Annotated in this window: 12 protein-coding genes and 1 pseudogene; 6 read left to right on the forward strand and 7 right to left on the reverse strand. The window is 43.0% G+C overall.

Annotated elements, in window-relative coordinates:
* Window positions 1-24: 24 nt before the first annotated feature.
* Genes AC4E92_RS05020 through AC4E92_RS05040 form a run of 5 tightly spaced genes read left to right on the forward strand, consistent with a single transcriptional unit; the run spans window position 25 to window position 4,979 of the window.
* A complete protein-coding gene (locus tag AC4E92_RS05020) occupies window positions 25-945 on the forward strand; it encodes an ABC transporter permease (protein ID WP_490239497.1) in 921 nt (306 codons plus the stop codon).
* A 12-nt stretch (window positions 946-957) separates the two neighbouring features.
* A complete protein-coding gene (locus tag AC4E92_RS05025; protein WP_490239498.1) occupies window positions 958-1,839 on the forward strand; it encodes an ABC transporter permease in 882 nt (293 codons plus the stop codon).
* A 9-nt stretch (window positions 1,840-1,848) separates the two neighbouring features.
* Window positions 1,849-2,988 carry a C40 family peptidase gene (locus AC4E92_RS05030; RefSeq protein WP_490239499.1) on the forward strand — a complete coding sequence of 380 codons (1,140 nt, stop codon included), beginning with the start codon at window positions 1,849-1,851 and terminating at the stop codon, window positions 2,986-2,988.
* A gap of 4 nt (window positions 2,989-2,992) precedes the next feature.
* Window positions 2,993-3,967 (forward strand): ABC transporter ATP-binding protein, encoded by a 975-nt coding sequence (locus AC4E92_RS05035; RefSeq protein WP_490239500.1) that lies wholly within the window; start codon window positions 2,993-2,995, stop codon window positions 3,965-3,967.
* Window positions 3,968-4,013: 46 nt separating this feature from the next.
* On the forward strand, window positions 4,014-4,979 hold the full coding sequence (locus AC4E92_RS05040; protein WP_490239501.1) for an ABC transporter ATP-binding protein: 966 nt from the start codon (window positions 4,014-4,016) through the stop codon (window positions 4,977-4,979).
* Here AC4E92_RS05040 and AC4E92_RS05045 read toward each other — a convergent pair.
* From AC4E92_RS05045 to AC4E92_RS05065, 5 genes and pseudogenes are all read right to left on the reverse strand, one after another.
* Window positions 4,967-5,554: pseudogene (locus AC4E92_RS05045) on the reverse strand (ABC transporter ATP-binding protein); the annotation flags it as partial. The gene AC4E92_RS05040 and the pseudogene AC4E92_RS05045 overlap by 13 nt on opposite strands.
* A gap of 85 nt (window positions 5,555-5,639) precedes the next feature.
* Window positions 5,640-6,326 (reverse strand): energy-coupling factor ABC transporter ATP-binding protein, encoded by a 687-nt coding sequence (locus tag AC4E92_RS05050; protein WP_490239502.1) that lies wholly within the window; start codon window positions 6,324-6,326, stop codon window positions 5,640-5,642.
* 2 nt (window positions 6,327-6,328) lie between these two features.
* On the reverse strand, window positions 6,329-6,922 hold the full coding sequence (locus AC4E92_RS05055) for a class I SAM-dependent methyltransferase (protein ID WP_490239503.1): 594 nt from the start codon (window positions 6,920-6,922) through the stop codon (window positions 6,329-6,331).
* A gap of 36 nt (window positions 6,923-6,958) precedes the next feature.
* Window positions 6,959-9,619, reverse strand: coding sequence for a pyruvate, phosphate dikinase (gene ppdK, locus AC4E92_RS05060; protein ID WP_490239504.1), 2,661 nt, complete (start codon window positions 9,617-9,619; stop codon window positions 6,959-6,961).
* Between the two features lie 12 nt (window positions 9,620-9,631).
* Complete coding sequence (locus AC4E92_RS05065) at window positions 9,632-10,933, reverse strand: hypothetical protein (protein WP_490239505.1); 1,302 nt, start codon at window positions 10,931-10,933, stop codon at window positions 9,632-9,634.
* A gap of 270 nt (window positions 10,934-11,203) precedes the next feature.
* On the opposite strand from AC4E92_RS05065, the gene hup reads away from it, so the two are divergent.
* Window positions 11,204-11,476 (forward strand): DNA-binding protein HU, encoded by a 273-nt coding sequence (hup, locus tag AC4E92_RS05070; RefSeq protein ID WP_490239506.1) that lies wholly within the window; start codon window positions 11,204-11,206, stop codon window positions 11,474-11,476.
* Between the two features lie 27 nt (window positions 11,477-11,503).
* Here hup and mnmE read toward each other — a convergent pair whose 3' ends face one another.
* Entirely contained in the window at window positions 11,504-12,856 is a 1,353-nt protein-coding gene (gene mnmE / locus AC4E92_RS05075; protein WP_490239507.1) for a tRNA uridine-5-carboxymethylaminomethyl(34) synthesis GTPase MnmE, read from the reverse strand.
* 5 nt (window positions 12,857-12,861) lie between these two features.
* On the reverse strand, window positions 12,862-13,308 hold the full coding sequence (locus tag AC4E92_RS05080; protein WP_490239508.1) for a GatB/YqeY domain-containing protein: 447 nt from the start codon (window positions 13,306-13,308) through the stop codon (window positions 12,862-12,864).
* Window positions 13,309-13,325: the final 17 nt, after the last annotated feature.

Consider the following 13,325-nt stretch of genomic DNA (forward strand, 5'->3'; position numbering starts at 1 on the left):
GCTCTTTTTAGGAGGATGTAAAAAGTGATTCAGTACATAATTCGCCGTTTGATCTTTTCGATACCGGTTGTCATCGGTGTCACTTTGATAACTTTCATACTTTTGAACGTCGTACCGGGTGATCCCGTACTTGAGATGGTTGGTAAATACGCAGATCCTCAAACTGTGGCACAGATCAGAGAACAGCTGGGTTTGAATGATCCTCTGGTTATTCAATATCTGAGATTTGTATTCAATGCCGCTCGTGGAGATCTTGGCAAATCCTTTAAAACGGGAGTGGCTGTCTCAAAGATGATTGCCGAGGCATTTCCAACCACTCTGAAGCTTGCAGCTTCCGCGTATCTTGTGGCAATTGTACTTGGAATTTCCGTTGGTATCATCTCAGCCGTCAAGCAGTATTCCTTTTTCGATCACTCTATGATGATAGTTGCTCTTGCTGGAATAAGCGCCCCCGTTTTCTGGGTTGCCATAGTTGCGCAATTGATCTTTGGCTTGAAATTGGGCTGGTTTCCCATATCAGGTTACTACAGTATCAAGCACATGATAATGCCAGCCATAGTCCTTGGAATAAGGTTTGCCGCATCAATTGCCCGCTATACCAGAAGTGCTCTTTTGGATGTTATCCGCCAGGACTACATAAGAACCGCCAGAGCAAAGGGATTAGCTGAAAGATCGGTGATCTTTGTTCATGCTCTGAAAAACGCCATGATTCCGGTGGTTACAATTCTTGGTATGCAGTTGAGCGGGCTTTTGACCGGCTCAATACTCACCGAAACCGTCTTTGCCATACCTGGTCTTGGAAGGCTTTCGGTCTGGGCTCTATCGGAAAGGGATTATCCACTTGTACAGGGTGTAGTACTGTTCACAGCGGTTATATACATTCTTGGTAATTTGATCGTTGATATCTCCTATGCCTTTCTCAATCCAAGAATTCGACTGCAGTAGGGGGTAACAAAAGTGGCTGAGAAAAAATCGTTATCGCTGTACAAAGATGCATACAAAAGATTGAAAAGAAACAAACCCGCGATTTTTGGACTGGTATTCATCGTGATAATCGTTTTTGTTGCTGTCTTTGCACCACTTTTGGCTCCCGCCGACCCGAACAAAATAGATCTTCCCAATCGTTTGAAAACAATGGGTGCACCATCGAGAATATGTAAAAACGGTGTTTACTTGCTTGGCTCTGATGAATTTGGAAGAGATATTCTCTCCAGACTGATTTACGGTGCAAGGGTTTCTTTGATAGTAGGTGTTGTTACTCAGTTTATAACAGCCTTTATAGGAATAGTCATAGGATCACTGGCAGGATATTACGGTGGAACGATAGATATGGTCACGATGAGAATAGCTGATATGCTGTTCGCCTTTCCAGATTTACTGTTTTACATAGGCATGATGTTTGCACTCGGTCCAGGTATTGTGAATATGTTCATAGCTCTGTCCGTTATAGGCTGGGCTGGAAGTGCACGACTGGTTAGAAGTCAGGTAATCGCCTTGAAAGAAACGGAGTTCGTTGAAGCCGCAAAGGCTCAGGGGCTTTCAGATTTCAGAATCATTGTAAAACACATCCTTCCAAACTGCATGGGTCCAATTATTGTTTCTATTTCCATAGGTATTCCCGGGTCCATCCTGGCAGAAGCGGGTCTTTCGTTTCTGGGACTTGGAATACTTCCTCCAACACCGAGCTGGGGTAATATGATAAGAGCGGCAAGTTCGTATTTGAGAATTCAACCATGGTATGCAGTCTGGCCCGGTGTTGTTTTAATGCTGACGACCTTTTCTTTCAACCTGCTTGGTGATGGCTTACGCGATGCGCTGGATCCAAGGTTGAAACAGTGAGGTGATACCGTGTTTAAAAGAATGATTCTGATCACAATCTTTCTTTTTGCATATATCGTTGGGAGTGGTGGAGCTATGGAGCTTTTGGAAAAAGCCAATCAGATAATAGCGGATTTCAAAAGCCAGATGAAGATCGACACAAGAGAAGTGGTTTTTACAGTTCGTGTTGATGCATCAGATAGTGAAATTAAACTGATTGGAGAAATAAGCGACATTAAGTTGAAAGATGCGCTCATTAGCAAATTAACCGAGGTTTTGAAAGTACCTGTGGACGACAGATTGACTGTTCTGCCTGAGGATTCTCTCGGTGAAAAGAAATTTGCTGTGGTCAAAGTTGCGGTGACGAATCTGATGGATGGTCCAAGAAAAACTTTGCAGAAAAACGCAGTAACACAGGCAAGAATGGGTGAAATAGTCAGGTTACTGAAGCAGAATGGTGAGTGGTATCTTGTTCAGATGGAAGATTCTTACATAGGCTGGGTCGATGGCAAAAATCTGTGGATAATAGATGAGATGACGCTGAATGACTATCTGTCAAAGAGTTTCGCTTTGGTGAAGAGCAAGTTCGCCGATGTTTACAGCCAGATGGACGAGCAAAGTAAAGTAGATGAAAAGCTCGTACAGGGTACGGTCATCCCTTATGTGCAGATCTATGGTGATTGGTCTGTGGTGGAGTTGCCCGGTAGAGAAAGGGTGTGCTTGAAAAGCTCTGATCTGGAATTTTTCAACTCGCGAGAAGAGGTTTTTGCAACCAAAAAAGGTGCCGATTACATAATCCAAATTGCAAAACAGTACCTTGGTCTTCCTTATCTTTGGGCTGGTACCACCTCATTTGGTTTTGATTGCTCTGGTTTCACACAGTTCTGTTTCAAAATGGCTGGCTATTTTTTAAGAAGAGATGCAGATATGCAGTTTGAACAGGGTGAGGTGGTTGAAAACAGAGAAGATCTGCAGCCGGCAGATCTGGTGTTTTTCCAGACGTATAAGCCCGGTCCTTCACACGTAGGTATTTACATAGGTGACATGAAGTACATTCACTCTGGAAGTAACGGTGTGGCGATCAACAGTTTTGACTCATCCAGCCCCGAATACTCGGAAAGCCTTGACAAAAAATACATAGGTGCTCGAAGAATCCTTCCGCGGTGGTGAGTGGATGAACATACTTCAGATTGAAGATCTGTCCGTAAAATTCTTCACAGGTGACGGAATAGTCAATGCGGTGGATCACGTGACCTTTTCAATAGGAAAGGAAGAAGTTCTCGGACTGGTTGGAGAATCTGGTTGCGGCAAATCTGTAACATCACTTGCTATAATGAGATTACTGCCGATGCCACCGGCAAAAATTACATCTGGCAGGATCATTTTCGAGAAAGAAAATTTACTTGAAAAACCAGAATCAGAAATGAGACAGATCAGGGGCAATGTGATCTCGATGATCTTTCAGGAACCGATGACATCGCTCAACCCGGTAATCACCATCGGAAAGCAGATATCCGAGGCAATCATTGTGCACCAGAATGTCAGCAAAGATGAAGCCAGAAAAAGAGCCATCGAAATGCTCAAAGTCGTTGGCATCCCAAACCCTGAAAAGCGGTACAATGATTATCCCCACCAGATGTCAGGTGGAATGAGGCAGAGAGTCATGATAGCGATGGCTCTATCTTGCAACCCAAAGCTCCTCATTGCCGATGAGCCAACAACGGCTCTTGATGTGACGGTGCAAGCCCAGATACTCGATCTGATGATGGATTTGAAAAGAAAATTCGGCATGAGTCTGCTTTTGATAACACACGATCTTGGAGTAATTGCCGAGATGTGCGACAGAGTTTTGGTAATGTATGCCGGGCAAATAGTTGAAGAAGCCCCCTGCATGGAATTGTTCGACAATCCACTGCATCCGTACACGGTCGGATTGTTGAAATCAATACCAAAACTCGAACCAGGAAAACACCCGCTTCACACGATTGAAGGTAATGTCCCAAATGCAATTGAATTTCCAAGTGGTTGTAGATTTCATCCAAGATGTGATAAAGCTATTCAAATCTGCAGGCAGAAGGCTCCCTCACTGATAAATCTTTCAAATAGAAAGGTCAGATGCTTTTTGAGGGGTTCTGTTCCAGAGGATTAAAAAGCCATGGGTTTGGAAAATCTATGTGTTATTAAGAGGTGAAAAAATGGTCGTAGTTGAAGTGAGAGATCTTGTCAAATACTTTCCGATTAAGGGTGGAGTTTTTCAAAGAACTGTTGCAAATGTGAAAGCAGTTGACGGTGTGAGTTTTTACATAAAAAAAGGTGAGACCTTCGGGCTTGTTGGAGAAAGTGGATGTGGTAAAACCACTATAGGTAGATGTGTTTTGAGATTGATAGAGCCAACGAGCGGTAAGATCTTTTTCAAAGGAATTGACATCACAGACATGAATCAGAAAGAATTGAGAAAGCTTCGTCCAAAGATGCAGATCGTTTTTCAGGATCCGTACAGTTCTCTGAACCCCAGATTGACGATAAAAGACATTGTCGGTGAAGCGATGATCTACCACAATATCATCAGCCGCAGAGACCTTGAAAAAAGAGTCAAAGAACTGCTCGATATGGTTGGACTTCTGCCGGAACACATCAACAGATATCCCCATGAGTTTTCCGGTGGTCAGAGACAGAGGATTTGCATTGCCAGAGCCCTTTCAACTGAACCGGATCTGATAGTCTGCGATGAAGCTGTCTCCGCTTTGGATGTTTCTATACAGAGCCAGATACTGAGACTTCTTGAAAATCTGCAACAAAAACTTGGAGTGGCTTATTTGTTCATATCCCATGCTTTGAATGTCGTCAAGTACATATCTCATAGAATTGGTGTCATGTACCTTGGAAAGATGGTTGAACTCGCTGAGAGTGAAGAGCTTTACTGTAACCCGCTCCATCCGTACACAAAGGCATTGATTTCGGCAGTCCCTGTGCCAGACCCAAAGGTGAAAAGACAAAAGATCGTTTTAAAGGGTGATGTGCCAAGTCCTATAAACCCGCCGCAGGGTTGCAGGTTCGTAACAAGATGTCCCTATGCGCTGTCTGTATGCAGTGATGTACAACCGCAACTTGAAGAAGTCGCGTCAGGACATTTCGTTGCCTGCCATCTTTATAAAAGGTGAACTTGTAAAAGCATACCTGCCTGAAGCTTGAAAATTTTGTTTGCAAGGTCATTCAAATACCTCAACTGGTGCGATACTATCACAGTTGCCTTTTGGTTTTTTTTCCAGTTTTGCAGTATATCCCTGAGAGATTCTTTGCCATGTTTGTCTAAACCCACAAAGGGTTCGTCTAAAATGAGCACAAGTGGTTCATGTGCGATCATAGAGGCAATGGCTACCTTACGTGCTTCACCACCCGAAAGTTCGTACGGAGTTTTAGAAAAAAGAGTCTGATCTATTCCAACGAGTTTTGCCACATTTTCTACGCGTTCTTTGATCCTATCAAGCTGGAAATTTTTCGAAGCAAATGCTATTTCATCAAAAACTGTGTCGCAACAAAAAGAGTCTTCTGCATACTGCATGACAAAACCTATTTTCTTGAAATAATCCTTCTGCTCGTAAATGGATTTTTCATTGAATGTGACAGAACCCGATTTTGGCTTCAAAATTCCGGCGATTATCCTGAGCAATGTTGATTTCCCGGCGCCGTTGTCGCCGGTTATTAAAATGAAATCCCCCGGTTCTATTGACAGGTTTATTCCTTTTAAAATTGGTTTTGAATTATCATAGGAAAAAACCACATCCTGTAATTTTATCTGAAAGGCGCTCATAGACCTTACCTCATTTTTCAACATCGTCTATGGGAGATTTGATGAATTCATCAATTGAGCCGTCAAAATCCACTGTTCCATCAGAAAGATGGACTATTCTACCTGCAAGATCGATGAACTGGTGTATTTCATGAGTTGAGACAATTACGGTCACGTTCATTTGGTTTAAGGTTTTCAGTACCTCTTTTACCTGTCTATAACCAGTGTCGTCGAGCATGGATGTTGGTTCATCCAAGAGCAAGTACTTTGGTTTCAGAACAGCTACAGAGGCAATTGCCAGTCTTTGTGCCTGTCCGGCTGACAGATTCAAAGGATCTTCATATCTGAGTTGGCGCAGTTGAAATACATCAAGGGCTTTTTCAACCAGCTCCTGCATGGTGTTTCTTGGCACCCCCATGTTCTCAAGTCCGAATGCGATGTCTTCTTCAACTGTCGAACCGGTTATCTGATTAATCGGATTGTGAAAAACATACCCGCTCAACAACCTCAAATCTTGCTGTGAAAGCTCTCTGTCATCTGAAAATATCTTGCCCGTTTGAATCGGAAGTAGCCCAGCCAGTATTTTCAAAAGAGTCGTTTTTCCCGAGCCGTTAGCGCCTACAAGGAGAATAAAATCACCGTCATGTATTGAAAGATTGACTTTTTTGAGTGCCACTGCGGACCTGTAACTGAAACTCAAATCCACTACCCGTAGCATTTCTACACCCTTAGCGACCTGTATATCCTTATTCCGCCTTCTTTGTATATATCATCGACATTACCAAAGATTTCCATCATCGCTTTTTTTATGTAACTGCCACCTTTGTTGTGGTATGCAACCACCTGCAAGGAACCGTTGTCTTTGAGATGTTCAATCGATTCAACGATCATTCTGAGGACGACTTTTTTCCCCGCAGCCATGGGCGGATTGGTCAGGATCATGTCAAATCTCTCACTTTCCCAGGGTTCATAAAATGCCCCGTGCTTTATCGTCACATCGACGTTGTTGTTCTTGGCATTGATTTTGGCAAATTCAACTGCCCGTGAATTGATATCACTCATAAAAACTTCAAGATCAGGGTACTCACCCTTGAGTACGATTCCAATTGCGCCATAACCGCACCCAAGATCGAGCAGACTGTTTCCATGAATGATAGCATGTTCAATCAATATTCTGGTGGCTTTATCGATTTCACCGAAACTGAAGACGCCCGAGGGCGTCTGAAAGTTATATGTTCTACCATTTTTTAATTTGAACAGAACAGACTTAATCCTCAATTCACTGGTTGGCTTTTCACTGTAATAGTGTTCCATACCATCACCAAAAAAGGGGGCAAAAGCCCCCAAGGTTCAATCCTCTGATTTTTTGGCTTTATCCATAAGTGCTGCCTGAGCGGCTGCAAGTCTTGCCACAGGTACTCTGTAAGGTGAACAGCTCACATAGTCAAGACCGGCTTTGTGGAAGAAATGAATTGAACGCGGATCTCCTCCGTGCTCACCGCAGACTCCGACCTTGAGGTTGGCTCTCACCGATTTTCCTTTCTTTGTACCCATTTCAACGAGAGCTCCAACACCAACCTGGTCTATGGACTTGAATGGATCATGTTCGAGAATGCCTTTCTGCAGGTACTCTGGCAGGAATTTACCGACATCATCTCGGCTGAAAGCAAAAGTCATCTGAGTCAAATCATTTGTACCAAAGCTGAAGAATTCCGCTTCTTTTGCAATCTCATCGGCTGTGACACAGGCTCTTGGAACTTCGATCATGGTTCCGATTTTGTAATCGATCTTCACACCGGATTCTTTTATCATCTGGTCTGCTACTTCTTTGATTATCTTTTTGAGGAAAATGAGTTCATTCACATGTCCAACCAATGGAATCATTATTTCCGGGATGACATCAAGATTTGACTCTTTTTTCAATTCAATTGCAGCTCCAATGATCGCTCTTGTCTGCATCACGGCAATTTCCGGATAAGTAATCGTGAGACGACATCCTCTATGACCGAGCATCGGGTTTAGTTCGCTTAAAGATTCAACAACGTCTTTCAGTTCTTTTTCGGATATTCCAAGCTCTTTGGCTGTGGCTTTAATCTGTTCATCATCGTGTGGCAAAAATTCATGAAGTGGTGGGTCGATCAATCTTATGGTAACCGGATAGCCTGCCATAGTTTTGAACAAACCTTTGAAATCGTCCTTTTGGAGTGGCAACAATTCTGCAAGAGCCTTTTCTCTTTCTTCTTTTGTCTTTGCAACGATCATTCTTCTGACCTTCGGTATTCTGTCTTTTTCGAAGAACATGTGCTCAGTGCGGCACAAACCTATACCTTCTGCACCGAATTTCCTTGCCACTTCGGCATCTCTTGGTATGTCTGCGTTCGCTCTCACACCCAGTCTTCTGATCTGGTTAGCCCACTGTAGTAACTCAGCAACTTCACCTTCCAAGCCAACTGGTTTGATCGTCGGTACTTTGCCAAGCAGTACCTCACCGGTGGAACCGTCTATTGAGATCCATTCTCCTTCCTTTACGATCGTCTTGTTAACTCTGAGAAATCCTTCTTCTTCCTTAACTTCTATTGTTTCTGCGCCGACCACGGCAGGTTTACCCATACCACGTGCCACAACTGCCGCATGAGAGGTCATTCCACCTCTGGATGTGAGTATTCCCTGTGCAAATGCCATACCACCGACGTCCTCAGGGCTTGTTTCCGGTCTCACCAGGATCACCTGTTCACCAGAGCGTCCAAGCTCTTCAGCTTTTGCAGCATGGAAGATGACCTTCCCAGTTGCGGCACCGGGAGAAGCAGGTAAGCCTTTGGCTATAACCGTGACGGATGCCCTTGCTTTTTCATCGAAGCGTGGATGGAGTACCCTTTCAACGTCTTCTGTTTTCACGCGCATCACAGCATCTTGCTTTGTAATGAGTCCTTCGTGTACCATGTCCACGGCAATTTTTATAGCCGCGCGGGATGTTCTCTTTCCACTTCTGGTTTGAAGCATGTACAGCTTGCCTTCTTCGATTGTGAATTCTATATCCTGCATATCTTTGTAGTGTTCTTCCAGTTTTTTCATTATCTTTATCAATTCATCGTAAACAGAAGGCATGATCCTCTTGAGTTCTGAAAGTGGCATGGGAGTTCTGATACCTGCCACAACATCCTCACCCTGTGCGTTCTGCAAAAACTCGCCGTAAACCACATTTTCACCGGTATTGGGATTCCGTGTAAATGCAACTCCGGTTCCAGATTTATCACCCATGTTTCCAAAGACCATCGCCACGATATTGACCGCTGTTCCAAGCATCTGATCTTCTCTTATGTTGTTTATCTCTCTGTATTTGATTGCCCTATCGCTCATCCAGCTTCCAAATACCGCGTCGATGGCAAGCCAGAGTTGCTTTTCCACGTCCTGCGGGAATTCTTTCTTTTCCTCTTTATATATTTCTTTGTAGATCAGAACGAGTTTTTTCAGATCGTTTTCATCGAGTTCGACGTCGAGTTTGACTCCTTTTGCCTTTTTCATTTCTTCGAGTGCATTTTCGAATTTGTTTTTGGGCATACCAAGGGCAGTATCGCCGAACATCTGAAGGAATCTTCTGTAGGCATCGTAGGCAAAGCGAGGATTGTTGGTCATTTTCGCAAGACCTTCAACGGTTTTGTCGTTCAAACCAAGGTTGAGAATCGTGTCCATCATACCAGGCATCGATATAGCCGCACCGGATCTCACGGACACAAGCAATGGCTTATCTGGATCTCCAAAGCCTTTTCCAGTGACCTGTTCGAGTCTTTTCATGGCTCTGGAAACTTCTTCTTTTAATCCATCAGGATAAGTGCGATTGTTTTGATAAAAGTACCTGCACACTTCAGCAGAGATTGTGAAACCTGGCGGAACGGGTATACCAAGATTCGTCATCTCGGCAAGATTTGCGCCTTTTCCACCGAGAATGTCCTTCATATCGGCGCGTCCTTCGGCTGACCCATTTGCAAAAAAGTAAACCAGTTTCTTTGTCATCACTGCACCTCCTCATTTGAGATACCAGTTTACTGTGAAGGCTTTATCATTCACCGTGCTTGTAAGCACAAAAATTGAATCCACATTCATGCCAAGTAATTTCTCCAACATTGGAGCGAAATCCACACAGATGAATACGGGCATATTCTGTGGATCATAGAATTTCACGATTTTGTCAAAAGAACCTCTCTGGTTTGAAAATTCAGCAGGAACAGAAGAATAAAACCTGATCTGTCCATTGTCGCTGGTAACATAAATTCCATCCAGATCCAGATATCGCGTACCTTTCGCTGTTTTTATTTGACCTTTAAGCGCCTGCTGAAGCTCTTCGAGTTTTATGTTCCCACCAGTAACACCGTAAATAACTGGATTGGCAACTTTTTGATTTGTTTGACTCTGCTGAGGCGAAAGCAGATTTTCCAGTACATTGCTTATTTTCATTGAAATTGCCATCTGACCTGTCAGCTTATTTGATAGATTCATAAATTGTTCGAACTGCTCTTCTATAACCTCTGTTTCCGTTGCGGCTAAGGAAATGGGGATCTTGGAAAGCATGTCAGAGAAATTCAAACCCTTGTACGCGGCACTCAAAGATGCAAAATTGGACACATTGGCAAATAAGAATATTTCCCCACCGATGTTTGGATCTTTGTACATATCAAAATTCTTTGATGGCTTCATGTCTTTCAACAGAGCAATGGCTTTTTCATTCTGTGCATAGATCACCGACTCGCCAACCAGCTTATCCTGGAGTACTTTGACTGTTGCATTCAGAGAAAATATCGAATCTTCTACGACTAATTTTGGAGAAAAGACAACTGCCCATACAGCGGTATCTGAAAACTGTTTTTGTACTTCATCTGGTATCTTGCCCCCGCCTTTTTGACATTTTCCGAGCAGTTCAGAGCTTGTTGAGATCAAAAGATAATCACCATTCTGTGCAACATATGTTCCTGAGCCAAAAATACCGGAAATTGCTTTTACAAGTTTGGATGCGTATTTTGACGGACCAAGGACCGCAGCCATGTCCTGACCTGAAAGAACAACGAGGATGTCTTTGCTCAAAAGATCGTTTAACTGATCGATTGTTGCACCATACTGAACCAGCGAGCTTGCCAGCATTCCTTGAATCATCGGTTCGATGCCAAGTCCGTTCGTCAGGATGTCGATCAACTGTACTTTTTTAGCCATAGAGTAGTGGTCTGAATTGTTTTTTGCGAGGATCAGTTGATCATAACTTGCCGGCACAAATTGCGTAACTGCAAACACACACATGGTAAGTAAAAGCAAGAACAACACATATACCTTTTTCATAACGAGCCCTCCCAAATATTTGCGTTTTCAATCAATAATACCATGAAAATTGGCAACAGATAGCTTTTACTTTCAAAATCACTTTGAAATGAGGTTTTTCTCATTAATTCATTTTATATTTTGAGTTTCCATCGTTATTTGATTGACATCAACCGGTGATTTTTCACCTTTGATCAAGGGGGACTTGAAATCACCCTCTCAAAAGTGTTATTATTCTTGCAAGAGGGAGATCTCATCTCCCGGAACCCTATAGAAGGAGGGGGATAACAGATGAACAAGAAGGAACTTGTCGACAAAGTGACAAAGAAAGCCGGACTCAAGAAGAAGGACGTCAAGAAAGTCGTGGACATGGTCTTTGAAACAGTCACAGATGCACTTGCCAAGGGCGAGAAGGTTCAACTCGTTGGATTTGGAAGCTTTGAAGTCAGAAAAGCCGCATCCAGAAAAGGCGTAAACCCGCAGACAAAGAAGCCCATCACAATTCCTGCAAGAAAAGTTCCAAAATTCAAACCCGGCAAAGCACTCAAAGAGAAAGTCAAGTAATATCAAAGAGGGGGACCTGCCCCCTCTTTATTTTCCAACGCAGAAATCCTTGAAGATTTTCTCGATTAATTCTGTGGAATAATTCGTTCCGAGTAAAAGGTCCAAGTTTGCTATGGCATCCTTTATTTGTTGAGCGATCAGATCTAGCGCAAACCCTTCTTTGAGATCTCTCAGTGCGTTGTTTATATTGATTTTACAGTTTAAAAGACACTCGTGCTGCCTTTGAGTGGTGATGTAGCCCTGTGTGTTGTTAATTATGTCAGATACAGATTCAATAATTTGCCTTTCGATTTCTTCGATACCTTCTTTGTAAAGTGCGGAAACTGTTATAGTGTGAGCATCTGTTTTGAGCACCTTTTTGATTTCTTCTCTGTCGATCAAATCGTTTGCGTCTATTTTGTTTATCACTACCAGATATCTTTTGTTTCTAATAAGCTCCAAGATTTTCAAATCATCCATATCCACCGGCACAGTTGCATCCAGTACAAACAGGATTAAATCAGCTTCTGACGCCGCCTTTATGGCTCTTTCTATGCCTATTTTTTCCACCTTTTCCTGCGACTCTCTTATGCCAGCCGTGTCGATTAGAGTGAAAGAAACACCTTCAATTGTAACTGGAACCTGAATTAAATCCCTTGTGGTACCGGGAACTTCTGTGACGATCGCGCGATCTTCCTTGACAAGTGCGTTAAGAAGTGAAGATTTGCCTACATTTGGTTTTCCTACGATCACAATTTTGATTCCACTTGACAAGACCAATCTATTCTGGGCATTTTCCAGCAATTTTTCTGCAAGATTTGAAGCTTTCTGCAACTGGTCGAGTATCACGCTCTGTTCTGTGAAAATTTCATCGGGGTAATCGAATTCCACTTCGATCTTTGCAAGGACATTTAAAAGTACTTCTCTCAATTCTCTCACAGCTTCGGATAATCTACCAGAGAGATTGTTTGCCACCAGTTTTGCAGAGGTTTTTGAAGATGCTTCGATGATCTGTCTAACCGCTTCTGCTTTGGTCAAGTCAATTTTTCCATTCAAAAATGCCCTTTTTGTGAATTCACCTGGATGTGCCATTCTCGCACCGTTGTTCAACAGAAGATCAAGAACCGCCTGACTGATGACCGAACCGCCGTGGCACATTATCTCGACCATGTCTTCACCAGTGTAAGAGTGCGGTTTTTTGTAGAACACGACGGTTATTTCGTCGAGCAACATGCCATCGCTATCCTTTATGAAGTTGTGATACACCTTCCTTGGTTCAATGTTTATCTTCTTGGCGAGTACCTTTTGACATATCTGCCATGAGTCGTCACCGCTCATCCTTATGACTGCTATGGCACCTGTCCCTTTCGCAGTTGAAATCGCAGCAATTGTGTCTGGCAATGAACTTAACCTCCCAGCAATTCCTGAACTATCCTGTTGACCAGTTTACCATCTGCTTTTCCCTTTAGCTGAGGCATTATGAGTTTCATAGCTGTTCCAACATCTTTCGGGCTTGAGAGATTGTGCTGCTCTATCAGTTTTTTTGCTATATCTCTTATTTGTTCTTCGCTCATCTGCTCGGGCATGTAGGATTTTATGATCTTAAGCTCTTTTTCTTCTTCGGCTGCAAGATCTTCTCTCTTTGCCTGCCTGTACATTTCAATTGATTCAAGCCTTTTTTTGACCTCTTTTGACATAACCTGCAGCACATCTCCATCAGTTGCCTGTGCCATTTTTTCAACCTCGAAATTTTTGATCGCGGCTATCAGCAATCTTATCGTACGAACCCTTGTTTCGTCCTTGGCTTTCATGGCTTGTTTGAGATCCTCAGAAAGCTTTTCTTTTAAACTCATCTTTAACCCTCCTCTTT

Source organism: Pseudothermotoga sp., assembly GCF_031962025.1.
Lineage (GTDB): Bacteria > Thermotogota > Thermotogae > Thermotogales > DSM-5069 > Pseudothermotoga_B.